30 protein-coding genes and 1 tRNA gene are annotated in these 23268 nt (G+C 62.4%); 30 read left to right on the forward strand and 1 reads right to left on the reverse strand.

Going from position 1 to position 23268, the window contains the following annotated elements; all coding sequences use genetic code 11:
- Positions 1-6: 6 nt before the first annotated feature.
- The 23 genes from mlaD (at position 7) to tatC (ending at position 16493) form a co-directional block, all read left to right on the forward strand.
- The gene (mlaD, locus tag AWB72_RS25175; protein WP_040050426.1) at positions 7-603 is read left to right on the forward strand and encodes an outer membrane lipid asymmetry maintenance protein MlaD; all 597 of its coding nucleotides are present in this window, start codon (positions 7-9) and stop codon (positions 601-603) included.
- 10 nt (positions 604-613) lie between these two features.
- Positions 614-1615 (forward strand): MlaA family lipoprotein, encoded by a 1002-nt coding sequence (locus AWB72_RS25180; RefSeq protein ID WP_040050425.1) that lies wholly within the window; start codon positions 614-616, stop codon positions 1613-1615.
- A gap of 124 nt (positions 1616-1739) precedes the next feature.
- Entirely contained in the window at positions 1740-2372 is a 633-nt protein-coding gene (locus tag AWB72_RS25185; RefSeq protein ID WP_040050424.1) for an MlaC/ttg2D family ABC transporter substrate-binding protein, read from the forward strand.
- On the forward strand, positions 2369-2656 hold the full coding sequence (locus AWB72_RS25190) for an STAS domain-containing protein (protein WP_040050423.1): 288 nt from the start codon (positions 2369-2371) through the stop codon (positions 2654-2656). Before AWB72_RS25185 ends, AWB72_RS25190 begins: the two co-directional genes overlap by 4 nt.
- 211 nt (positions 2657-2867) lie before the next feature.
- Positions 2868-3794 (forward strand): ABC transporter ATP-binding protein, encoded by a 927-nt coding sequence (locus tag AWB72_RS25195; protein ID WP_040050422.1) that lies wholly within the window; start codon positions 2868-2870, stop codon positions 3792-3794.
- A complete protein-coding gene (locus tag AWB72_RS25200; RefSeq protein ID WP_040050421.1) occupies positions 3791-4546 on the forward strand; it encodes an ABC transporter permease in 756 nt (251 codons plus the stop codon). Before AWB72_RS25195 ends, AWB72_RS25200 begins: the two co-directional genes overlap by 4 nt.
- A gap of 20 nt (positions 4547-4566) precedes the next feature.
- Entirely contained in the window at positions 4567-4806 is a 240-nt protein-coding gene (locus AWB72_RS25205) for a BolA family protein (protein WP_035967676.1), read from the forward strand.
- 163 nt (positions 4807-4969) lie between these two features.
- A complete protein-coding gene (murA, locus tag AWB72_RS25210) occupies positions 4970-6241 on the forward strand; it encodes a UDP-N-acetylglucosamine 1-carboxyvinyltransferase (protein ID WP_040050482.1) in 1272 nt (423 codons plus the stop codon).
- Positions 6238-6930: an ATP phosphoribosyltransferase gene (gene hisG / locus AWB72_RS25215; RefSeq protein ID WP_040050420.1), complete on the forward strand. Its 693-nt coding sequence runs from the start codon at positions 6238-6240 to the stop codon at positions 6928-6930. Before murA ends, hisG begins: the two co-directional genes overlap by 4 nt.
- 43 nt (positions 6931-6973) lie before the next feature.
- Positions 6974-8296: a histidinol dehydrogenase gene (gene hisD, locus AWB72_RS25220; protein WP_040050419.1), complete on the forward strand. Its 1323-nt coding sequence runs from the start codon at positions 6974-6976 to the stop codon at positions 8294-8296.
- Between the two features lie 61 nt (positions 8297-8357).
- Positions 8358-9431, forward strand: coding sequence for a histidinol-phosphate transaminase (hisC, locus tag AWB72_RS25225; RefSeq protein ID WP_040050418.1), 1074 nt, complete (start codon positions 8358-8360; stop codon positions 9429-9431).
- Between the two features lie 34 nt (positions 9432-9465).
- Positions 9466-10053, forward strand: coding sequence for an imidazoleglycerol-phosphate dehydratase HisB (gene hisB, locus AWB72_RS25230; protein ID WP_040050417.1), 588 nt, complete (start codon positions 9466-9468; stop codon positions 10051-10053).
- Between the two features lie 54 nt (positions 10054-10107).
- Complete coding sequence (locus AWB72_RS25235) at positions 10108-10728, forward strand: YchE family NAAT transporter (RefSeq protein ID WP_040050416.1); 621 nt, start codon at positions 10108-10110, stop codon at positions 10726-10728.
- Positions 10725-11366, forward strand: a complete 642-nt coding sequence (gene hisH, locus AWB72_RS25240) for an imidazole glycerol phosphate synthase subunit HisH (RefSeq protein WP_040050415.1) — start codon at positions 10725-10727, stop codon at positions 11364-11366. The genes AWB72_RS25235 and hisH overlap by 4 nt, the downstream gene beginning before the upstream one ends.
- 128 nt (positions 11367-11494) lie before the next feature.
- Positions 11495-12247 (forward strand): 1-(5-phosphoribosyl)-5-[(5-phosphoribosylamino)methylideneamino]imidazole-4-carboxamide isomerase, encoded by a 753-nt coding sequence (gene hisA, locus AWB72_RS25245; protein ID WP_040050414.1) that lies wholly within the window; start codon positions 11495-11497, stop codon positions 12245-12247.
- Between the two features lie 91 nt (positions 12248-12338).
- The gene (gene hisF / locus AWB72_RS25250) at positions 12339-13112 is read left to right on the forward strand and encodes an imidazole glycerol phosphate synthase subunit HisF (protein ID WP_040050413.1); all 774 of its coding nucleotides are present in this window, start codon (positions 12339-12341) and stop codon (positions 13110-13112) included.
- A 2-nt stretch (positions 13113-13114) separates the two neighbouring features.
- A complete protein-coding gene (gene hisI, locus AWB72_RS25255) occupies positions 13115-13519 on the forward strand; it encodes a phosphoribosyl-AMP cyclohydrolase (RefSeq protein ID WP_040050412.1) in 405 nt (134 codons plus the stop codon).
- Positions 13516-13884: a phosphoribosyl-ATP diphosphatase gene (locus AWB72_RS25260; RefSeq protein ID WP_040050411.1), complete on the forward strand. Its 369-nt coding sequence runs from the start codon at positions 13516-13518 to the stop codon at positions 13882-13884. Before hisI ends, AWB72_RS25260 begins: the two co-directional genes overlap by 4 nt.
- Positions 13885-13927: 43 nt before the next feature.
- Positions 13928-14320 (forward strand): DUF4870 family protein, encoded by a 393-nt coding sequence (locus AWB72_RS25265; protein ID WP_040050410.1) that lies wholly within the window; start codon positions 13928-13930, stop codon positions 14318-14320.
- A gap of 34 nt (positions 14321-14354) precedes the next feature.
- Positions 14355-14717 (forward strand): histidine triad nucleotide-binding protein, encoded by a 363-nt coding sequence (locus tag AWB72_RS25270; RefSeq protein ID WP_040050409.1) that lies wholly within the window; start codon positions 14355-14357, stop codon positions 14715-14717.
- Between the two features lie 153 nt (positions 14718-14870).
- Positions 14871-15104 carry a Sec-independent protein translocase subunit TatA gene (gene tatA, locus AWB72_RS25275; RefSeq protein ID WP_040050408.1) on the forward strand — a complete coding sequence of 78 codons (234 nt, stop codon included), beginning with the start codon at positions 14871-14873 and terminating at the stop codon, positions 15102-15104.
- 37 nt (positions 15105-15141) lie between these two features.
- Positions 15142-15672, forward strand: a complete 531-nt coding sequence (gene tatB, locus AWB72_RS25280) for a Sec-independent protein translocase protein TatB (RefSeq protein ID WP_040050407.1) — start codon at positions 15142-15144, stop codon at positions 15670-15672.
- A 44-nt stretch (positions 15673-15716) separates the two neighbouring features.
- Complete coding sequence (tatC, locus tag AWB72_RS25285) at positions 15717-16493, forward strand: twin-arginine translocase subunit TatC (RefSeq protein ID WP_040050406.1); 777 nt, start codon at positions 15717-15719, stop codon at positions 16491-16493.
- 110 nt (positions 16494-16603) lie between these two features.
- Here tatC and AWB72_RS25290 read toward each other — a convergent pair whose 3' ends face one another.
- Positions 16604-17821, reverse strand: a complete 1218-nt coding sequence (locus AWB72_RS25290; protein WP_040050405.1) for a S1C family serine protease — start codon at positions 17819-17821, stop codon at positions 16604-16606.
- Between the two features lie 20 nt (positions 17822-17841).
- On the opposite strand from AWB72_RS25290, the gene AWB72_RS25295 reads away from it, so the two are divergent.
- The 7 genes from AWB72_RS25295 to AWB72_RS25325 all read left to right on the forward strand — a co-directional run bounded on the left by AWB72_RS25295 (position 17842) and on the right by AWB72_RS25325 (position 22961).
- Entirely contained in the window at positions 17842-18588 is a 747-nt protein-coding gene (locus AWB72_RS25295) for a Nif3-like dinuclear metal center hexameric protein (protein WP_040050404.1), read from the forward strand.
- A 216-nt stretch (positions 18589-18804) separates the two neighbouring features.
- Positions 18805-19425: a ubiquinol-cytochrome c reductase iron-sulfur subunit gene (gene petA, locus AWB72_RS25300; protein ID WP_040050403.1), complete on the forward strand. Its 621-nt coding sequence runs from the start codon at positions 18805-18807 to the stop codon at positions 19423-19425.
- Positions 19426-20808, forward strand: a complete 1383-nt coding sequence (locus tag AWB72_RS25305) for a cytochrome b (RefSeq protein ID WP_040050402.1) — start codon at positions 19426-19428, stop codon at positions 20806-20808.
- A 22-nt stretch (positions 20809-20830) separates the two neighbouring features.
- Entirely contained in the window at positions 20831-21586 is a 756-nt protein-coding gene (locus tag AWB72_RS25310) for a cytochrome c1 (RefSeq protein ID WP_040050401.1), read from the forward strand.
- A gap of 94 nt (positions 21587-21680) precedes the next feature.
- Positions 21681-22292, forward strand: a complete 612-nt coding sequence (locus AWB72_RS25315) for a glutathione S-transferase N-terminal domain-containing protein (protein WP_008344155.1) — start codon at positions 21681-21683, stop codon at positions 22290-22292.
- A 62-nt stretch (positions 22293-22354) separates the two neighbouring features.
- A complete protein-coding gene (locus AWB72_RS25320) occupies positions 22355-22867 on the forward strand; it encodes a ClpXP protease specificity-enhancing factor (protein ID WP_040050400.1) in 513 nt (170 codons plus the stop codon).
- An 18-nt stretch (positions 22868-22885) separates the two neighbouring features.
- Positions 22886-22961 (forward strand) — tRNA-Thr (locus AWB72_RS25325).
- Positions 22962-23268: the final 307 nt, after the last annotated feature.

A 23268-nucleotide genomic window follows, 5' to 3' on the forward strand; every position in this document is an offset into this window, starting at 1 on the left:
AAGACGATGAAAAAGACTGCTCTCGACTTTTGGGTCGGCCTCTTCGTGGTGCTCGGTTTCGTGGCGCTGCTGTTTCTCGCGCTGAAGGCCGGCAACATGAGTTCCCTGTCGTTCCAGCAAACCTATGCGGTTCGGCTCAAGTTCGACAACATCGGCGGACTCAAGCCGCGCGCGCCAGTGAAGAGCGCGGGCGTGACGGTCGGGCGCGTCGGTTCGATCGGCTTCGATGAGCACACGTACCAGGCGGTCGTGACCATCGATATCGACAAGCAGTATCAGTTTCCGAAAGATTCGTCCGCGAAAATCCTGACCTCCGGCCTGCTCGGCGAGCAGTACATCGGTCTGGAGCCGGGCGGTGACGATCAGATGCTGAAGAACGGCGACACGCTCACGATGACGCAATCGGCAGTCGTGCTCGAAAACCTGATCGGTCAGTTCCTCTACAACAAGGCGGCGGATTCGGGCGCATCGAAGGCGGCGACGCCGGCTGCGCCCGCACCCGCGTTCCCCGGGGCCGCCAGCGCGATGGGCGTGGCGCCCGAACCGGCGCCGGCTGCATCGGCGGCGAGTGCGGCAAGCGCGGCATCAGGCGCCGCGCAATAAGGAGAATCGTATGTACGCGATGGGGCTGCGGCGCGTGCTGGTATCGGCGGCGGTGGTGACGCTCGCCGGTTGCGCGACGGTTACGACGCCGACCAAAGGCGATCCGTTCGAAAGCTACAACCGGACGATGTTCACGATCAACGACAAGGTCGATCAGGTCGCGTTGAAGCCGGTCGCGAAGGCATACGTGTGGGCGGTTCCGGAGCCGGTGCGCAACAGCGTCACGAACTTCTTCTCGAATATCGGCGACGTCTACATCGCGGCGAACAATCTGCTGCAACTGAAGATCGCGGATGGCGTGTCGGACATCATGCGCGTCACGATCAACACGCTCTTCGGCGTCGGCGGCCTGTTCGACGTCGCGACCGTCGCGAAGCTGCCGAAGCACGCGGGCGACTTCGGCCTGACGCTCGGCCACTACGGTGTGCCGCCGGGGCCGTATGTCGTGTTGCCGCTACTCGGCCCGAGCACGGTGCGCGACACGAGCGGGCTCGTCGTCGATTATTTCGGCAATCCGCTGAGCTACGTGAGCCCGGATTCGGTGAGCTGGGCGCTCTACGGCGTGAATCTCGTCAACGTGCGGGCGAATCTGCTCGGTGCGACAGACGTGCTCGCCGACGCCGCGCTCGACAAGTATTCCTTCGTGCGCAACGCCTATCTTCAGCGGCGTCAGTATCTGATCGGCGAAGGCCGCGATACCGGCACCGAGGCTGCGCCGAACTACGACGAAGCGCCGCTGCCGACATATGCCGAACCCGAAGGCGCGACTGGAACGACGGGCGCGGTGGGCGCAGCGGGCGCCGTCGGTGCATCGGCGACGGCGGTTCCGCCTGCGGCGGCATCGGCTGCGTCGGGGGCCGAGGCTGCTGAAGCGGCATCGGGCGTGGCTCCTGCTTCGGGAACTGCCGTGGCGCCGAATGCGGCCAGTTCCACGGGCAACGCGACGGTGCCGGGCAATCAGTACGTCCCGCCGCGCGCCCCGCCGGGCTTCCCTTCGTTCCGCTTGCGTTGAGCGCGCTTGCGCTAACACCCGGTAACATAACTGACAGCATTTTTTACAGCTTGGGCGGTGTGCTCGCTGAACTCCGGTCCGGTGAGCGCAATCCAACTCAAGCCACTTTCTTGCAGGAATTGCGATGAAAAAATTCTTTTTGCTTCCCTTGTTTGCCCTGTTCATGGCGTTCTGCGGCGCGGCCTCCGCGCAAACTGTCGATTCGAACTCGCCTGACGCCATGATCAAGACGGTCACGCAGCAGGTGCTCGATCAGATCAAGTCCGACCCGCAGCTTCAGTCGGGCAACGTGCAGCGCATCACCGAACTCGTCAATCAAAAGATTCTGCCGTACACGGACTTCACGCGCACCACGCGTCTCGTGATGGGGCGCAACTGGAATACGGCGACGCCGGAACAGCAAAAGCAGATCGTCGAGCAATTCAAGATGCTGCTGATCCGCACGTACTCGGGCGCGTTGAGCCAGGTTCGCAACCAGACGGTTCAGTACAAGCCGTTCCGTGCATCGCCGGAAGATACGGACGTCGTGGTCCGCTCGGTCGTGATGAACAACGGCTCGCCGGTCGAACTCGACTATCGCCTGTACAAGACGCCGCAAGGCTGGCGCGTGTATGACATCAACGTGCTCGGCGCGTGGCTCATTCAGGCGTATCAGCAGCAGTTCAGCGAGCAGATTTCGCAACACGGCGTCAGCGGTCTGCTCGACTTCCTGACGCAGCGTAACCAGCAACTCGCGAGCGGCAAGGCTTCGTCGTGAGTTCAGTCGCCACCGGCGGCCGCTTTCAAACGGCCGCGACTCTGACCCACGAGAGCGCGAAGTCCGCGCTCGAAGCGGGTCTTTCGCGCATTACCGCCGGCGCGACCGAAGTGGACTGCGCCCCGCTGCGCCAGTTCGATTCGTCCGCGCTCGCCGTGCTCCTCGCATGGCAGCGCGCGGCGACCGCACGCGGTGTCGCGCTCGATATCGTCAACTTTCCTTCCGGGCTCGCCAGTCTTGCGCAAGCCTATGGCGTCGACACGCTGCTCACCTTCCGACATTGATCCTGTCCTGACTTGCTCTCAGGCGCGGCGGCGCGCTCAAGAAGCGTGATCCCGCCGCAAACAGGACGGCTCCGACGTCGGGCCCCACCGCTTTGCCCTATAATCAAACGTTTTTTCGGGCCCAAACCCGGCCCCATTTCGATCGAGTCCGGGTCCGTCAAGCGACAATCCGCCAATCGAGGCGCGGCCGCACGAGGCGCGTGCACTGTCAATGTCAGCCATAGAAATCCGAAACGTCAGGAAGCGCTACAAGGACCTCCAGGCGCTCAAAGGCGTGAGCCTCACGGTGGAAGAGGGCGAGTTCTTCGGCCTGCTCGGCCCCAACGGCGCAGGCAAAACCACGCTGATCAGCATTCTTGCCGGGCTTGCGCGTGCCGACAGCGGCACGATCGCCGTTCGCGGCCACGATGTCGTCAGCGATTTCCGCGCGGCGCGGCGTGCGCTCGGCGTCGTCCCGCAGGAACTGGTGTTCGACCCGTTCTTCACCGTCCGCGAATCGCTGCGCATCCAGTCGGGCTATTTTGGCTTGCGCAACAACGACGACTGGATCGACGAAGTCATGGCGAACCTCGATCTCACCGAGAAAGCCGACGTCAACACGCGCGCGCTGTCGGGCGGGATGAAGCGCCGCGTGCTGGTGGCGCAGGCGCTGGTGCATCGGCCGCCGGTGATCGTGCTGGACGAGCCGACGGCCGGCGTCGATGTCGAGCTTCGGCAGACGCTGTGGAAATTCATCTCGCGGCTGAATCGCGAAGGCCACACCATCGTGTTGACGACGCATTACCTCGAAGAAGCCGAATCGCTGTGCGACCGGCTCGCGATGCTCCGCCGCGGCGAAGTCGTCGCGCTCGAGCGCACGAGCACGCTGCTGCAGCGCTTCTCCGGCATGCAGTTGTATCTGCGTTTTTCGAACGGCGTGCTGCCTGCGGAACTACGCTCGCTCGAAGTCGATCCGCACGCCGTATCGGGCGCGCAGCATTTGCTGCGTCTGTCGACGTACGACGAAGTCGAGCCGATTCTCGCGAAATGCCGCGCGGCCGGCTGCACGTTCGACGAAATCGAAGTGCGTAAAGCCGACCTCGAGGATGTATTCATGCAGGTCATGAAGGAACCGGAAGTCGTCGAGGGCCTGTCATGAGCGGCTTTCAGACGTTGTTCTACAAGGAGTTGCTGCGCTTCTGGAAAGTGTCGTTCCAGACGGTGCTCGCGCCCATCGTGACCGCGCTGCTCTATCTCACCATCTTCGGTCACGCGCTATCGGGACATGTGCAGGTGTATCCGGGCGTCGGCTATACGAGCTTCCTCGTGCCCGGCCTCGTGATGATGAGCGTGCTGCAGAACGCGTTCGCGAACAGTTCGTCGTCGCTGATCCAGTCGAAGATCACCGGCAATCTCGTGTTCGTGCTGCTGCCGCCCATCGCGCATTGGGAGATGTTCTTCGCCTACGTGCTGGCGTCGGTCGTGCGCGGGCTGTGCGTGGGCTTCGGCGTGTTCATCGTGACGATATGGTTCATCCCGATGTCTTTCGCCGCGCCGCTCTACATCATTGCGTTCGCGATGCTCGGTTCGGCGATTCTCGGCACGCTAGGCCTGATCGCCGGCATCTGGGCCGACAAGTTCGATCAGCTCGCCGCGTTCCAGAACTTCCTGATCATGCCGCTCACGTTTCTCTCGGGCGTGTTCTATTCGACCCATACGCTGCCGCCCGTGTGGCGCGCGGTGTCGCATCTGAACCCGTTCTTTTACATGATCGACGGCTTTCGCTACGGCTTCTTCGGCCTCTCGGATGTCAATCCGCTGGTGAGCCTCGGCATCGTCGGCGGTTTTCTGGCCGTGCTCGCGCTGATCGCCGTGCGTTTGCTCGCAAGCGGCTACAAGCTGCGTCACTAACTCATCTCAAGGACACTTTCATGTTGCCGACCCCGGAGCAAGTGAAGGACTACATCGCTGGCGGCTTGCAGTGCCAGCACCTGGAAGTGGAAGGCGACGGTCAGCACTTTTTCGCGACCATCGTGAGCGATGCGTTCGTCGGCAAGCGGCTGATCGCGCGTCATCAACTGGTCTATGCGGCGCTCGGCGAGCGCATGCGCGAGGAGATTCATGCGCTCAGCATGAAGACGCTCACGCCCGACGAATGGAAATCGGCCTGAATCCATCCGGCGAAGCCAGAACAGGTCACGGCATCTCTAGGCAACACATCAGCAACACCGCAACACCCGGCATCACCGGCAGGAAACAGTGCGAATCATTCAAGATAACCGCGGCGCCGAATCGGGCTCCGCAGCAGGACGCTCGGTCGAAGGACACGCAACCATGGACAAACTGGTCATCACAGGGGGCACGAAGCTCTCCGGCGAAATCACCGTATCGGGCGCGAAGAACGCGGCTTTGCCGATTCTGTGCGCGAGCCTTCTCACCGCCGAGGACGTCCATCTGTCGAACGTTCCGAATCTGAAGGACGTGCGCACGACGCTCGAACTGCTGCGCCAGATGGGCGTGCAATCCGAAGCGATGAACGACGGCCGCGTGACGCTGAACGCATCGAAGGTCGACAAGCTCGTCGCGCCTTACGAGATGGTCAAGACCATGCGCGCGTCGATTCTCGTGCTCGGGCCGCTCGTCGCGCGATTCGGCGAAGCGAAGGTGTCGCTCCCGGGCGGCTGCGCGATCGGCGCGCGTCCGGTCGATCAGCACATCAAGGGCCTTCAGGCGATGGGCGCCGAGATCAACATCGAGCACGGCTTCATCGAAGCGCGGGCGAAGCGGTTGAAGGGCGCGCGCATCGTCACCGACATGATCACCGTCACGGGCACCGAGAACCTGCTGATGGCGGCGGTGCTGGCGGACGGCGAAACGATCATCGAGAACGCGGCGCGCGAGCCGGAAGTGAGCGACCTCGCGAATCTGCTCGTCGCGATGGGCGCGAAGATCGACGGCATCGGCACGGACCGTCTCGTGATTCAGGGCGTCGAGAAGCTGCACGGCGCGCGTCACGCAGTGGTGCCGGACCGCATCGAAGCGGGCACGTTCCTGTGCGCGGTCGCGGCGGCGGGCGGCGATGTCACGCTGCGCCACGTGACCCCTTCGCTGCTCGACGCGGTCACGGCGAAGCTGCGCGAAGCGGGCGTTTCCATCGAGGAAGGCGACGACTGGATGCGCGTTCGCATGAGCAAGCGTCCGGAAGCGGTCAATATCCGCACGTCCGAATACCCGGCGTTCCCGACCGACATGCAGGCGCAGTTCATGGCGCTCAACGCGATTGCGAGCGGCACGTCGCAAGTGGTCGAAACCATCTTCGAGAACCGCTTCATGCACGTGCAGGAGCTGAATCGTCTGGGCGCGCGCATCACCATCGACGGCAACACGGCGCTCGTGAGCGGCGTCGAGCAACTCTCCGGCGCGAAGGTGATGGCCACCGATCTTCGCGCGTCGGCGAGTCTCGTGATCGCGGCGATGTGCGCGGACGGCGAAACGCTGATCGATCGCATCTACCATCTGGATCGCGGCTACGACCGCATGGAGTCGAAGCTGACCGCCGTGGGCGCGAACGTTCGCCGCATCAAGGGCACGGGGAGCGAGCAATGAGCTCGTTGCCGCAGACGTCATCGTCCATCGCGGCGAGCGCGCCGCTCACGCTCGCCTTGTCGAAAGGGCGTATCTTCGAGGAAACCGTGCCGCTGCTCGCCGCAGCCGGCGTGCAGGTGGCCGAAGATCCGGAAAGCTCGCGCAAGCTGATTCTTCCGACGACCAATCCGAACCTGCGCGTGATCATCGTGCGCGCGACGGACGTGCCGACTTACGTCGAGTACGGCGCGGCGGACTTCGGCGTGGCGGGCAAGGACGTGCTGATCGAACACGGCGGCAGCGGGCTGTATCAGCCGATCGATCTGGACATTGCGCGCTGCCGGATGTCGGTGGCGGTGAAGGCGGGCTTCGATTACGCGAACGCGGTGCGGCAGGGCGCGCGTCTGCGCGTCGCGACGAAATACACCGAGACGGCGCGCGAGCACTTCGCGGCCAAGGGCGTGCACGTCGATCTGATCAAGCTGTACGGTTCGATGGAACTCGCGCCGCTCGTCGGCCTCGCGGATGCGATCGTCGATCTGGTCAGCTCGGGCGGCACGCTGCGGGCGAACAATCTGGTCGAGGTCGAAGAGATCATGCAGATTTCGTCGCGTCTCGTCGTGAATCAGGCGGCGCTGAAGCTGAAGCGCGCGGCGCTCAAGCCGTATCTCGACGCGTTCGAGCGCGCCTCGGCAGGAACGAACAACTAGGGCGGCCGCATCGCGCGGCGCGCCACAGCAAACGGAAACCAGCATGTCTATCAAGATTCGTAAGCTCGATTCCAGCACCGACGGTTTTCAGAAGGCGCTGCGCGCGGTTCTCGCGTTCGAAGCGAGCGAGGACGAAGCCATCGAGCGCGCCGTCGCGCAGATTCTCGCGGACGTGAAAACGCGTGGCGACGCCGCCGTGCTCGACTACACCAACAAGTTCGACCGGTTGAAAGCGGACAGCGTCGCGGCGCTGGAACTGCCTGCGTCCGAACTTGAAGCCGCGCTCGAAGGACTCGAGCCGAAGCGCCGCGCGGCGCTCGAAGCGGCGGCGGCGCGTGTGCGCGGGTATCACGAGAAACAGCGCATCGAATGCGGAAGTCATAGCTGGCAGTACACCGAAGCCGACGGCACCGTGCTCGGCCAGAAAGTGACGCCGCTCGATCGCGCGGGCATCTACGTGCCGGGCGGCAAGGCGGCGTATCCGTCGTCGGTGCTGATGAACGCGATTCCGGCACGCGTCGCGGGCGTGAAGGAAATCGTGATGGTCGTGCCGACGCCCGACGGCGTGAAGAATCCGCTCGTGCTGGCGGCGGCGCTGCTCGGCGGCGTGGACCGCGTGTTCACCATCGGCGGCGCGCAGGCAGTCGGCGCGCTCGCCTACGGCACGGAATCCGTGCCGGCGGTCGACAAGATTTGCGGGCCGGGCAACGCGTATGTCGCATCGGCGAAGCGGCGTGTTTTCGGCACGGTCGGCATCGACATGATCGCGGGCCCCTCCGAGATTCTCGTGATCTGCGACGCCACCACCGATCCGCGCTGGGTCGCGATGGACCTCTTCTCGCAAGCCGAGCACGACGAACTCGCGCAGTCCATTCTGCTGTGCCCGGACGCGGCGTTCATTCAGCGCGTGGAAGATGCGATCGTCGAACTGCTGCCCGCCATGCCGCGCCGCGATGTCATCCAGCGCTCGCTCGAAGATCGCGGCGCGCTGATCAAGGTGAAGGACATGACCGAAGCCTGCGCGATCGCCAACGACATCGCGCCGGAGCACCTCGAAATCTCCGCGCTGGATCCGCATCAGTGGGCGGCGCGTATTCACAACGCAGGCGCCATGTTCCTCGGCCGCTACACGAGCGAAAGCTTGGGCGATTACTGCGCGGGCCCGAATCACGTGCTGCCGACATCGCGGACCGCGCGTTTCTCGTCGCCGCTCGGCGTGTACGACTTCATGAAGCGCTCCAGCGTGATCGAAGTGAGCGCGGACGGCGCGCAGACGCTCGGGGAAATCGCGGCCGAACTCGCGTACGGCGAAGGCTTGCAGGCGCATGCGAAGAGCGCCGAATACCGCATGAAAAACCTCGGCTGATTGTGCCGGCCCGACTGAACGAGGCGGCCTGAGAGCCGCCGCACCCGCCATCGGCGGCACCATGACGACACCACAAGACATCATTCGTCCCGACATCCTCGCGATGACGAGCTATCCCGTGCCCGATTCCACGGGCCTCATCAAGCTCGACGCGATGGAAAATCCGTACACGCTTCCCGCCGATCTCGCCGAGCGCCTAGGCGCGCATCTGGCGGGCGTCGCGCTGAATCGCTATCCGGCGCCGCGCCCGGCAGATCTCGTCGCGAAGCTCAAGCGCGCGATGCACGTGCCCGACGCCTGCGACGTGCTGCTCGGCAACGGTTCGGACGAACTGATCAGCATGATGTCGGTGGCGTGCGCGAAGCCGGGCGCGAAGGTCGTCGCGCCGGTGCCGGGCTTCGTCATGTATCAGATGTCGGCGGCGTTCGCGGGGCTCGAGTTTGTCGGCGTGCCGCTCAACGCGGATTTCACGCTCGACGCGAACGCGCTCGTCGCGGCCATCGAAGAACATGCGCCGGCGCTCGTCTACCTCGCGTATCCGAACAATCCGACCGGCACGCTCTACAGCGACGCCGACATGGAACGCGTGATCGCGGCGGCGCGCAAGAGTCTCGTCGTCATCGACGAGGCGTATCAGCCGTTCGCCGAAAAGACGTGGATGCCGCGCGCGGCCGAATTCGATAATGTCGTCGTGATGCGCACGGTCTCGAAGCTCGGGCTGGCGGGCATCCGCCTGGGCTACATGGCGGGGCGGCCCGCGTGGATCATGCAGTTCGACAAGGTGCGCCCGCCGTACAACATCAACGTGCTGACGCAGGCCACCGCCGATTTCCTGCTCGATCACCTCGACGTGCTCGACGCGCAGGCCGCCGCGCTGCGCGAGGAACGCGCTAGACTCGCGCGCGAAGTGGCGGCGCTGCCGGGCATGACGGTGTACCCGAGCGCGGGCAACTTCCTGCTCGTGCGCGTGCCGGATGCCGCGCTCGCGTTCGAAACGCTGCTAACTTCGCGGGTTCTGGTCAAAAACGTGGGTAAAATGCACCCATTGCTTTCAAATTGCGTGCGATTGACGGTAGGAACCGCCGAAGAAAACGCGCAGATGATCGCGGCGCTCAAAAAGCTCGCGCCGAAATAAGCTCACCTCTTCTCGAAAGTCTCAAGGAAACACCATGCGCATTGCGGAAGTCGTTCGCAACACCAGCGAAACGCAGATCCGTGTGAAGCTCGATCTGGACGGCACCGGCAAGCAGAAGCTCGCCACCGGCGTGCCGTTCCTCGATCACATGCTCGACCAGATCGCCCGTCACGGCCTGTTCGACCTCGAAATCGAAGCGCATGGCGACCTCCATATCGACGATCACCATACAGTCGAGGATACCGGCATCACGCTCGGGCAAGCGGTGGCGAAGGCCATCGGCGACCGCAAGGGCATCCGCCGCTACGGTCATTCGTATGTGCCGCTGGACGAAGCGCTGTCGCGCGTCGTCATCGACTTTTCGGGGCGGCCGGGACTGGAGTTCAACGTGCCGTTCACGCGCGCGCGCATCGGCAATTTCGATGTCGATCTCACCATCGAATTCTTCCGCGGGTTCGTGAATCACGCCGGCGTCACGCTGCATATCGACAACTTGCGCGGCATCAACGCGCATCATCAGGTCGAGACCGTGTTCAAGGCGTTCGGCCGCGCGCTGCGCATGGCCGTCGAGTTCGACGAACGCGCGGCGGGGCAGATTCCGTCGACCAAAGGCAGTCTTTAAGCGCTGCATGCCGATTCGGCGCGACGCCGCGTCCAACCCGGCTGGCCATCCACGATGGATCTGTTCAAGTCGTTCATATCCTTGCTCGCGCTGATCAACCCGATCGGCGCGATACCGTTTTTTCTGAGCCTCACCGCGCAGCAGTCCGATGGGGAGAAGCGCAATACCATCCGTGTCGCGTGCATTTCGGTGTTCTGCGTGATCGCGGTGACCGCGCTGCTCGGGCAGCAGATCATCGAGTTCTTCGGGATATCGGTCGGATCGTTCGAAGTCGGCGGCGGCATCATCATGTTGCTGATGGCGATCAGCATGCTGAACGCGCAAGTCGGCAACGCGCGCTCCACGCCCGAAGAGCGCATGGAAGCCGAGGAGCGCAACAGCGTGGCCGTCGTGCCGCTCGCGATTCCGCTGCTCACCGGGCCGGGATCGATCAGCACGGTGATCGTCTATGCCGCGAACGCGCAGCACTGGTACGACCGCTTCGGGCTCGTGGTGCTGGGCGCGGTCATCGCGGGACTGTGCTTCGGCGCGCTGAATCTCGCCGAGCCGATCGCGCGCTGGGTCGGGCGCACCGGCATCAACATCGGCACGCGTCTCATGGGATTGATGTTGTCGGCGCTGGCGGTGGAGTTCATCGTCAACGGATTGAAGGCCCTGTTGCCTACTTTGAAATGAAAACTTCGATTGCGATTGTTGATTACGGAATGGGCAATCTGCGCTCGGTCTATCAGGCGCTGAAGAAGGCCGCGCCGGATGCGGACGTGGCGATCGTCGATCAGCCGCAGGCCATCCGCGCAGCCGATCGCATCGTGCTGCCGGGTCAGGGCGCGATGCGCGACTGCATGGGCCACCTCGGCGAGTCGGGCCTGCAGGAAGCGGTGATGCAGGCGTCGCGCGAAAAGCCGATGCTCGGCGTGTGCGTCGGCGAGCAGATGCTGTTCGACTGGAGCGAGGAAGGCGACACCCAAGGCCTCGGGCTTTTCCCCGGCAAGGTGGTGCGCTTCGATCTGGAAGGCCGCGTGCAGGACGACGGGTCGCGCTTCAAGGTGCCGCAGATGGGCTGGAACCGCGTGCGTCAGACGCAGGCGCATCCGCTGTGGGACGGCATCGCGGATGGCGCTTTCTTCTACTTCGTGCACAGTTACTACGTGGTGCCGGACAATCCCGCGCATACCGCCGGCGAAACCGCGTATGGCGATGCCTTCACGTCGGCGGTCGCGCGCGACAACATTTTCGCCACGCAATTCCACCCCGAAAAAAGCGCGGATGCGGGCTTGCGCCTGTACCGGAACTTCGTGCACTGGAATCCGTGAGAGGCACCGCACGTTAGCCGTTCGGCCTAGCCTCTCGCGCGACGGAGTGCTGCAAGACTTGTACTACACTAGCGAGACGGCCCGCGCGGCCGTTCTCATTAATTTCATCCAGACATTACGCGATACCTATGCTGCTCATTCCGGCCATCGATCTTAAAGACGGTCAGTGCGTGCGCCTCAAGCAGGGCGATATGGACCAGGCGACCATTTTCTCAGAGGATCCGGCGGCGATGGCCCGGCATTGGGTCGACAAGGGGGCACGCAGACTGCACCTCGTCGACCTGAACGGCGCATTCGCGGGCAAGCCGAGAAACGGCGACGCCATCCGCGCGATCATCGAAGAAGTGGGCAGCGAAATTCCCGTGCAGTTGGGCGGCGGCATCCGCGACCTCAACACGATCGAACGCTATCTCGACGACGGCCTCGCCTACGTGATCATCGGCACGGCGGCGGTGAAGAATCCCGGCTTTTTGCAGGACGCGTGCACCGCGTTTGCCGGGCACATCATCGTCGGGCTGGACGCGAAAGACGGCAAAGTCGCCACCGACGGCTGGAGCAAGCTGACCGGTCACGAAGTCGTGGACCTCGGCCGCAAGTTCGAGGACTACGGCTGCGAGTCCATCATCTATACGGACATCGGCCGCGACGGCATGCTTCAGGGCATCAACATCGACGCGACCGTGCGGCTCGCGCAAGCGGTGAAGATTCCGGTCATCGCGAGCGGCGGGCTGTCGAGCATCGCGGACATCGAGTCGCTCTGCGAAGTCGAGAGCGAAGGCATCGAAGGCGTGATCTGCGGCCGCGCGATCTACTCCGGCGACCTCGACTTCAACGCGGCGCAACAGCGCGCCGACGCGCTGCGCGAAGCGGACGACGCTTAAACCCGCCGCTTCGCCCCTTGCGCGGACGTTTCAAGCGCGCCGGGCGGCGCTGGCCGCCCTCACTTCGTACCGAACCGGCAGTGGCAAGAACATGGCTCTCGCAAAACGCATCATCCCCTGTCTCGACGTGACCGCTGGCCGCGTCGTCAAAGGGGTCAACTTCGTCGAACTGCGCGACGCGGGCGATCCCGTGGAAATCGCGCGGCGCTATGACGATCAGGGCGCGGACGAACTCACGTTCCTCGACATCACCGCGACGTCCGATCAGCGCGACCTCATTCTCCCGATCATCGAGGCGGTGGCGTCGCAGGTCTTCATTCCGCTGACCGTCGGCGGGGGCGTGCGCGCCGTGGAGGACGTCCGGCGCCTGCTGAACGCGGGCGCGGACAAGATCAGCATGAACTCGTCGGCGGTCGCGAATCCGCAACTCGTGCGCGATGCGTCGGACAAGCACGGTTCGCAGTGCATCGTCGTCGCCATCGACGCGAAGCGCGTGTCGGCGGAAGGCGATGCGCCGCGCTGGGAAGTGTTCACGCACGGCGGGCGCAAGGCGACGGGCATCGACGCGATCGAATGGGCGCGCAAGATGGCCGAACTCGGCGCGGGCGAAATCCTGCTGACCAGCATGGATCGCGACGGCACCAAGGCGGGCTTCGATCTGGCGCTGACGCGCGCCGTATCGGACGCCGTGCCGGTTCCGGTGATCGCGTCCGGCGGCGTCGGCTCGCTGCAGCATCTTGCCGATGGCATCGTGGATGGTCACGCAGACGCCGTGCTCGCGGCGAGCATCTTCCACTACGGCGAGCACACGGTCGGCGAGGCGAAGCGCTTCATGGCCGACCAGGGCATCGCGGTGAGGATCTGACCATGAGCGACCAAGCCACCTGGCTCGACAAAGTGAAGTGGGACGCGAACGGCCTCGTGCCGGTCATCGCGCAAGAAGCATCGACGAACGACGTGCTGATGTTCGCGTGGATGAACCGCGAGGCGCTCGCGAAGACCATCGAACTGAAGCGCGCCGTGTATTTCTCGCGCTCGCGGCAGCGGTTGTGGTTCAAGGGCGAGGAATCGGGGCACGTCCAGCACGTCCACGACGTGCGCCTCGACTGCGACGAGGACGTCGTGCTGCTCAAAGTCGAGCAGGTTTCGGGTATCGCCTGCCACACGGGCCGCCATTCCTGCTTTTTTCAGAAATTCGAAGGAACGGCCGAAAGCGGCGAGTGGGTCGCCGTCGAACCGGTCCTGAAAGACCCAGAAAGCATCTATAAATGACGCAAGCCAACACGCTGGACACGCTGCTGCGCCTCGCCGCCGTCATCGACAGCCGCAAGGGCGGCGATCCGGAACAATCTTACGTTTCGCGACTCTTTCATAAAGGTGACGACGCGGTCCTGAAGAAAATCGGCGAGGAAGCGACGGAAGTCGTGCTCGCCGCGAAGGACACGCGGCAAGGCGGCGCGCCGAAAGCGCTCGTCGGAGAAGTCGCCGACTTGTGGTTCCATTGTCTCGTGATGCTGTCGCATTTCGATCTGAGCCCGGCCGACGTGATCGCCGAACTGGAGCGGCGCGAAGGCCTGTCGGGGATCGAAGAAAAGGCGCTGCGCAAATCGCGCGAGCGCGAGCAGAACGGCGGCTGACGAGGGTTTCGCCCACTTTCTCGCGCAAGCGTTGGAGGCAAGCATGAGATCGCCCGACCAGCCGTATCCGCCGCCCATGTATCAGGAATCGGGCGAGCCCGAGCGCCTGCGCCGTCTGCGCACGCTGACTCACATCCTCTACGCCCTGTATGCGCTCTACTGGCTGACGGGCGGGCTGACCGTGCTCGTCGCGGTCATCATCAATTATCTGAAGCGCGGCGACACCGTCGGCACGCCGTACGAAGCGCACTTCACGTGGCAGATCCGCACGTTCTGGTGGGCGGTGCTGGGGCATCTGGTCGGCGTGGCGCTGCTTTTCGTGGGCATCGGTTTCGTTATTCTGTTCGCGGTCGGCATCTGGACCCTTTATCGCGTCATCAAGGGCTGGCTGTTCCTCTACGAAAACAAAGCGATCGAGCCGCGCGCGTGGTTTTGATCGGCCAAGCCGGATCTCCGGATACTGGACATTCATGAGTCAAGACAACTGCATTTTCTGCAAGATCGCCGCCGGGCAGATTCCCAGCACGAAGGTCTTTGAGGACGACGAATTCGTCGCCTTCAACGACATCAACCCGGCCGCGCCGGTCCACGTGCTGGTCATCCCCCGCAGGCACATTGAGACACTTTCGGACTGCTCTGAAAGTGATGCCCCGTTGCTTGGTAGAATGATGAATCTCGTTGGCCGTCTGGCGAAGGATCTGGGCGTCTCCTACACCGGGGGCGACACGGGTTTTCGCACGGTCATCAACACCGGGCCGGGCGGCGGGCAGGAGGTGTTTCACATTCATGCGCATCTTTTGGCCGGGGAGCGCCCGTGGCGGCGGATGGGCTGATACGGTTTCATCGTGATTTCAGCTTATTGACGCATCATTGGGCGGGCAAGATCGATTATTGCTGGCTGAAGCGATAGTGCTTCGGCTCGGGCCGCCGGGCCAGCCTTCCGTCGCGGAAAGGTTTGGCGGCCGTACTAAGGAGAGTTTTCATTCATGGGTTCGTTGAGCATTTGGCATTGGTTGATCGTGTTGCTGATCGTGGCGCTGGTTTTCGGGACGAAGAAACTGCGTAACATCGGCGGCGACCTGGGCGGCGCGGTGAAGGGCTTCAAGGAAGGCATGCGCGAAGGCGACAACCCCGCGTCGCCGGACCAGCGCGAACTGCCGCGCAACGGCACGGTGGACGTGGAAGCGAAAGACAAGACCCGCTCGAGCGACTACCGCTAAGCTGGGCCGCTGACCGCAACCCTCCACTTCTTTCTCAATGCTCGATCTCGGTCTGACCAAAATGGCGCTGATCGGCGTCGTCGCGCTCGTGGTGCTCGGGCCGGAGCGCCTGCCCGGCGTCGCGCGCACCGCCGGCGCGCTCTTCGGACGCGCGCAGCGCTACATCAACGACGTCAAGTCGGAGGTGGCGCGCGAGATGGAACTCGACGAGCTGAAGAAGATGCGCACGCAGTTCGAGACGGCGGCGTCGAACGTCGAATCGACGATTCACGACAATCTGCGGCGCCACGAATCCGAACTCAACGACGCGTGGAATCAGGGCACGTCGGTGTCGCCGAGCATCGCGGGCGAGGGGGAATCGTCGGTTGCGGATGAGGGCGGCATCGGCCGGTCGTGGGGCAGCGCGGCGCCCGTGCCGGCGAAACGCAAGAACTGGCGCGTCAAACAGAGTGCGATTCCGGGCTGGTACAAGCGCACGACCGCGCGCCGCACGCGTGTCCAGTCGGGCGCGGCGCGCGTGGCGCGGCATACGCCCGCCAGCCTGCGGCGTCCGACGAAGTTTTTCTGACGCGGCCGCATTCCTTCCATCGATGATCCATTCCGAGGGCCGGCGTGAGCGACCCGCAACAAAATAAAGACGAGCCCGTCGAAGAGACGTTCATTTCGCACCTGGTCGAACTGCGTGACCGCATTATCCGCGCGGGCGCTGCGGTCATCGTCGTATTCGTTTCGCTCGTCTACTGGGCGCCGGACATCTTCAAGCTGCTCGCGCGGCCGCTCATGCAAAACCTGCCGCGCGACGGCAAGATGATCGTCACCGACGTCACCGGCTCCTTCTTCGTGCCGATGAAGGTGACGATGCTCGTCGCGTTCGTCATCGCCTTGCCAATCGTGCTGTATCAGATCTGGGCGTTCGTCGCGCCGGGCCTTTACCAGCACGAGAAAAAGCTCGTGGGGCCGCTGGTTTTCAGCAGCTACGCGCTCTTTCTCTGCGGCATGGCGTTCGCCTATTTCGTCGTGTTTCCCACCATTTTCCGCGTAATGGCGCACTACAACGCGCCGCTCGGCGCGGAGATGACGACGGATATCGACAATTATCTGAGCTTCGTGCTGACCATGTTCCTTGCGTTCGGCGTGACGTTCGAGGTGCCGATCGTCGTCGTGTTGCTCGCGCGCATGGGCGTGGTGTCCATTCCGAAGCTGAAGCAGATTCGCCCTTATGTGATCGTCGGCGCGTTCATCATCTCGGCGGTCGTGACGCCGCCCGACGTCTTCTCGCAGCTCATTCTCGCGATTCCGCTCATCGTGCTTTACGAGGCCGGAATCGTGGCGGCGCGGTTTGTCGTCGGAAAGGAAGCGGTCAAGAGCGAGGAAGTGGTGGTGAAGTAGATCGGGTGCGGCAGATTGTCGCGTTTGGTCGCTTCCAAAGTGCCCGCGTTCGATGAAAAAAGGCGGCTTCGATTTCTCGAAGCCGCCTTTTTACTTTTCCGAACGATGCCTTATTCGTCGCCCTGATCGCCCTGGTCTTCGTCCGGCATCTGCGGCGCGCGCGGCTGTGCGGGCCGCTTGCCGATGGTCACGTTGACGTCCAATTCCTTGTTCTTGCGCATCAGGTGGACTTTCACCGCCGTGCCCGGCTTGATCTGCGCGACGACGTTGAGCAGGCGCGTGGTGTCGGTGATCGTGTCCTCGTTGATGCTCACGAGAATGTCGCCCGGCTTGATGCCAGCCTTGTCCGCCGGGCCGCCTTGCAGCACGCCCGCGACGATCGCGCCCGACTTCTGATCCAGCCCGAACGATTCCGCGATTTCCGGCGTCACGTCCTGCGGCTCCACGCCGATCCATCCGCGCGTGACCGTGCCCGTCGTGATGATGCTTTCCAGCACGCTGCGCGCCGTCGAGACCGGAATGGCGAAGCCGATGCCGAGCGACCCGCCGCTGCGCGAGTAGATTGCCGTGTTGATGCCGAGCAGGTTGCCGTTCACGTCGACGAGCGCACCGCCGGAGTTGCCGGGATTGATGGCCGCGTCGGTCTGAATGAAGTTCTCGAACGTGTTGATGCCGAGGTGATTGCGCCCGAGCGCGCTCACGATACCCATCGTCACCGTTTGCCCGACGCCGAACGGGTTGCCGATCGCCAATACGACATCGCCGACGCGCGCCTGATCCATCCGGCCGAGCGTGATGGTCGGCAGGTTCGTCATGTTGATCTTCAGCACCGCGAGGTCGGTTTCGGGATCGACGCCGATGACTTTGGCGCTCGACGTGCGCCCGTCCGCGAGCGCGACTTCGATTTGGTCCGCACCGTCCACGACATGCTGGTTCGTTAGAATGTAGCCTTCCGAGCTGACGATGACCCCTGAGCCGAGATTCGACGCGGGAGGCTCGTCGCTCTTGCGCCGGTTCTTGTCGCCGAAGAAGTAGCGAAACAGCGGATCTTTCGAGCGCGCGTCCGGAGGCAGGTTGCCATCCTTGCTGGAGAACACGTTCACGACCGCGGGCATCGCTTTCTGCGCGCCTTCGGCATACGACGACTGAGCCGGACGCGAGCCGATGCTCGGCGCTACTTCCTGTAGCGCGACGATCGGCTCGGCGAGTTGCTTGCCAAATTGGCCCTGACGTTGAAGCCACTGCGGTTTGAGGGTCGCGATGATGAACATCAGAGCCAAAAGCACGGTGACCGCTTGGGCAAAAAACAGCCAGAAGCGTCTAAGCATTTGAAGGGATAGAGGATTTCATGGATCGGATCGAACTCGAATTGTATCTGAACAATCTGCTGGAAATCGGCCGCTTCAAGGACTATTGCCCGAACGGCCTGCAGGTCGAAGGCGGCCGGCGCGTTCAGAAAATTGCGACGGGCGTGACGGCGTCGCTCGCGTTCCTGGAAGCCGCGCTGGAGTGGGGCGCGGATACCGTGCTCGTCCATCACGGCTACTTCTGGCGCAACGAGGCGCCCCAAATCACGGGGCGCAAGCATCGGCGCCTGCGGACGCTGATCGCCAACGACATCAATCTGTTCGCGTACCATCTGCCGCTCGATTCGCATCCGGAGTTCGGCAACAACGCGCAGCTCGGCGCGCGGCTCGGGCTGATCGCGGATGGCCGTTTCGGGGATCAGGACCTTGGCTGGGTCGCACCGCTCACGATGCCGCTTTCGCTCGAGCACTTCACCGCGACGGTGGAAAACGCGCTCGGCCGCAAGCCGCTCGTTTTCGGCGATTTCGGCCGCGAACTGCGGCGCGTCGCGTGGTGCACCGGCGGCGCGCAAGGCTATTTCGAAGAAGCAATTGAGGCCGGCGCGGATGTCTACGTGACCGGCGAAGTGTCCGAGCAGACGATGCATATCGCGGCGGAATCCGGCGTCGCGTTTATCGCGGCGGGGCATCACGCCACTGAGCGCTATGGCGTGCAGGCGGTCGGGGCGCATCTGTCCGAGGAATTCGATGTCGAGCACCTGTTCATCGACATCGATAATCCTGTTTAATAGGCGCTCACGAGTATTTTCTGTTATTCGACGCTCGAGATCGCTTTGAAAGATTGCTTCACGGGAATGCGCGAAAACGTGGGGAAAACCCGGAAGGCCCGCCAGCTTCGAGTGATTTTTACTGCGCGGGCCTTGTAAATGGCAACTCCATTCGCGCACACTAGCGGCGGAACACTGATGTGACGGTATAAATCCAACTCAGAAGTGGGGCGTGTGATGCGAGACAAGGACGATAAGCGCGTCGACGGCGGCCGCCGTACCTGGCTGATTGCGACGACCGTAGCAGGTGGTGTCGGAGGTGTGGCAACCGTAGTGCCTTTTGTCAGTTCGTTTGCGCCATCGGAAAAGGCCAAGGCGGCGGGCGCGCCCGTCGAGGTCGATATCAGCGGACTGAAGCCGGGCGAAATGATGACGGTCGCGTGGCGCGGCCGGCCGGTGTGGATCGTCAATCGCACCGATGAAATGCTGGCCGACATCAAGAAGGCCGACGGCGAAGTGGCGGACCCGAATTCCAAAATGGAATTTTCAATGCCGTTGCCGGAGTATTGCAAGAATGAATATCGGTCGCGCGCCGATCATAGAAACATTCTGGTGACGGTCGCGGTGTGCACGCACCTGGGCTGTACGCCGACGCCGCGATTCACCGAAGGTCCCCAACCCAATCTTCCCGATAACTGGCCGGGCGGTTTCCTTTGCCCCTGCCACGGTTCGACTTATGACCTGGCGGGCCGCGTCTTCAAGAACAAGCCCGCGCCGCAGAATCTGGACATACCTCCGTATATGTTCACTTCGGCGACGCAACTCGTGATCGGCAAGGACGAAAAGGGAGAGGCTTAAATGGCGACCGCAGACAAGGATGTCGAGACGACGGGCCTGACGGGCTGGATCGACCGCCGGTTTCCGCTGACTGCAACCTGGAAAAAACACGTTTCCGAATACTACGCGCCGAAAAACTTCAACTTCTGGTATTTCTTCGGCTCGCTCGCGTTGCTCGTCCTCGTCATTCAGATCGTGACGGGCATTTTCCTCGTGATGAATTACAAGCCGGATGCGACGCTCGCGTTTGCGTCGGTCGAATACATCATGCGAGAGGTGCCGTGGGGCTGGCTCATTCGCTATATGCATTCGACGGGCGCATCGATGTTTTTCGTTGTCGTGTATTTGCATATGTTCCGCGGGCTCATTTACGGTTCATACCGGAAACCGCGCGAACTCGTGTGGATTTTCGGCTGCGCGATTTTCTTATGCCTGATGGCCGAGGCGTTTTTCGGCTATCTGCTGCCGTGGGGCCAAATGTCGTTCTGGGGCGCGCAGGTAATCGTGAATCTGTTTTCCGCGATCCCGTTCATCGGACCGGATTTGTCGCTCTGGATTCGCGGCGATTATGTGGTGTCGGATGTCACGCTGAATCGCTTCTTCGCGTTCCACGTGATCGCGATTCCGCTCGTGTTGATCGGGCTCGTGGTCGCACATCTGGTCGCGCTGCATGAAGTCGGATCGAATAATCCCGATGGCATCGAAATCAAGGCGAAGAAGGACGCGGACGGCATTCCGCTCGACGGCATTCCATTTCACCCGTATTACTCGGTGCACGACTTCATGGGCGTGTGCGTGTTTCTGCTGATTTTCGCGGCGATCATTTTCTTCGCGCCGGAAATGGGCGGCTATTTTCTCGAAGCGAATAACTTCGTGCCGGCCAATCCGCTGCAGACGCCTCCCGAGATCGCGCCCGTCTGGTATTTCACCGCGTTCTACGCCATGCTCCGCGCAACCACCGATCCGTTCAAGATCGTGTTGATGATCATTATCGCGCTGCTCGGCTTGTTCGCGCTGTTGCGGGCGCGCGGTAAATGGCGGATTGCGCTGCCGGTGCTGGCGCTCGTCGTGATCGTATTCATGGCATTCACCGAGTCAAAATTCTGGGGCGTGGTGGTAATGGGCACGGCGGTCGTATCGCTGTTTTTCCTGCCGTGGCTCGACCGCAGTCCGGTCAAATCGATTCGTTATCGGCCGCTCTTCCACAAGGTCTTTTACGCGATATTCGTATTCGCGTTCCTCGTGCTCGGCTTTCTAGGAACGAGGCCGCCATCGCCGGCGGGGACGCTCATCGCACAGATTTGCGCGTTGATCTATTTTGCGTTTTTCCTGGGCATGCCTTTCTGGACGCCGCGCGGCAGATTCAAATTGCCGCCCGAGCGAGTGAAGTACAAACCGCACTGAGCTCACGTCCGGAGACAACACGATGAAAAAATGGCTCTCAATCATGGCGATGATCGGCGCCGCGATGTTCGCATTCGGCGTCGCGCCGGTTCACGCCCAGGAAGAAGCAGTGCTCGACCGCGCGCCGAATAACGCGGACAATTTTGCGTCGTTGCAGCACGGCGCACAAATCTTTGTAAACTATTGCCTGAACTGTCACAGTGCGAACCTGATGCGCTACAACCGGCTGACCGATCTCGGCATCAGTCAGAAGGAGATTCAGGACAATCTGCTGTTCACGACGGACAAAATCGGCAACACGATGAGCATTGCCATGCGTCCCGACGACGCCAAGGCGTGGTTCGGTGCGTCGCCGCCGGATTTGTCGGTGGAAGCGCGGGCGCGTGGACGCGACTGGCTCTACACGTACCTGCGCAGCTTCTACCGCGACCCGACGCGGCCGACGGGCTGGAATAATCGCGTGTACGAGAACGTTGGCATGCCGCACGTGCTATGGATGCTGCAGGGCGTCCGCGACGCGCGGTTCACGACGGAAACGGACGAAAAGACGGGCGAAAAGGTAAAAAGATTCGTGGGTTACACTCAGGTGACGCCTGGCGCCATGTCGAACGTGGATTATGATTCAGCTGTGGCCGATCTGGTTTCGTACCTTTCGTGGATGTCCGAACCCGCCCAGCAGACCCGCAAGCGCCTCGGCGTCTGGGTTTTGCTGTTCCTGGCGCTCCTGAGCTTCCTCGCATGGCGCCTGAACGCGGCATACTGGAGAGATATCAAATAGCACGCCAATCGACGGCGTGGGTCGGTGCGACGGCGCTTTCCCAGGAAAGCCGCCTCGGCCGGCCCTTCGAGTTTACTGAAGGGAATTTAAAAACATGATGGTTCTGTATTCCGGCACAACTTGCCCGTTCTCCCAGCGCTGCCGGCTGGTGTTGTTCGAAAAGGGCATGGATTTCGAGATCCGCGACGTCGATCTGTTCAACAAGCCGGAAGACATCGCGGTGATGAACCCTTACGGACAGGTGCCGATTCTCGTCGAGCGCGACCTGATCCTGTACGAGTCGAATATCATCAACGAATATATCGACGAGCGGTTCCCGCACCCGCAACTCATGCCGGCCGATCCGGTGCAGCGTGCGCGTGCGCGCCTGTTCCTGCTGAACTTCGAGAAAGAACTGTTCGTGCACGTCGGCACGCTCGAAAACGAAAAGGGCAAGGCCGCGGAGAAGAATCATGAGAAGGCTCGCAGCGCAATCCGCGACCGTCTCACGCAGCTCGCGCCGATCTTCCTGAAGAACAAGTACATGCTGGGCGAAGAGTTCTCGATGCTCGACGTGGCCATCGCACCGCTGCTGTGGCGTCTGGATCATTACGGGATCGAGCTGTCGAAGAACGCTGCACCGTTGATGAAGTACGCGGAACGGATCTTCAGCCGTCCGGCTTATATTGAAGCGCTCACGCCTTCCGAAAAGGTGATGCGTCGATAGTTTGCGAGAGCGGAGCATGGCGGCGCGAGTTCGTGCGGCCGTGCTTCGGCAGAGGAAAGTTGATGCAAGAAATTTCCACCAAGCCTTATTTGCTGCGCGCGCTCTATGAGTGGTGCACGGATAACGGCTTCACGCCACACATCGCCGTTCGGGTCGACGGGGCCACGCGCGTGCCGCGCCAGTTCGTGCGGAACGACGAAATCGTGCTGAACATCAGCTTCGAGGCGACGAGCCAGCTGCAAATGGGCAACGAATGGATCGAGTTCAGTGCGCGATTCTCGGGCAAGTCGCACAAGATCGAAGTGCAGGTAGCGAACGTTCTCGCGATCTACGCACGGGAGAACGGGCAGGGAATGGCATTCCCGGTCGAGCCTGCATCGCATTCCGCGATGGAGCCGGCGGGTGTATCGGGCGCTGCGCGATCCACTGAGCGCGATGTGCGTCCGGCCGAGCCTGCTACGGATGAGCGGACGGGTGCTGGGGCTGCTTCGTCTCGTGAGGAGCCGGCGCTCGGTTCATCTGATGAGGACGCTGCAAAATCTGCGGTGAGATCGCACCTCAAAGTCGTCAAGTAGAGTAGAATCTCGTCCTTCGCCGGCTTAGCTCATCTGGTAGAGCAGTTGATTTGTAATCATCAGGTGGCGGGTTCGAGTCCTGCAGCCGGCACCAAGACTAGCGTCGACGGGTCGTGCGATGTTCGCACGACCCGTTTAACTTCAAACGGATGGAATGTGATCCGAGTCTTGGGAGGAGTGCCGAAAGGCGAGTCAAACAAGATGCTGCAAAAAACTTGTTGACAGACTCCGAAGCGATGTTCATAATCTCGTTTCTCTGCTGCTGATGCAGCAAACGCCAGACTGAAGCGGCGCTGAGCAAGACGCTCGGTGCGGTGAAGTGGATAAGTCAGGCGATGTGCTCTTTAAAAACTAACAGCCGATAAGTGTGGGCGCTTGATGGCGAGTGCGGCCGGTTCTTC

The sequence above is a fragment of the Caballeronia concitans genome (genome assembly GCF_001544615.1).
In the GTDB taxonomy this organism is placed as follows: Bacteria; Pseudomonadota; Gammaproteobacteria; order Burkholderiales; family Burkholderiaceae; genus Caballeronia; species Caballeronia concitans.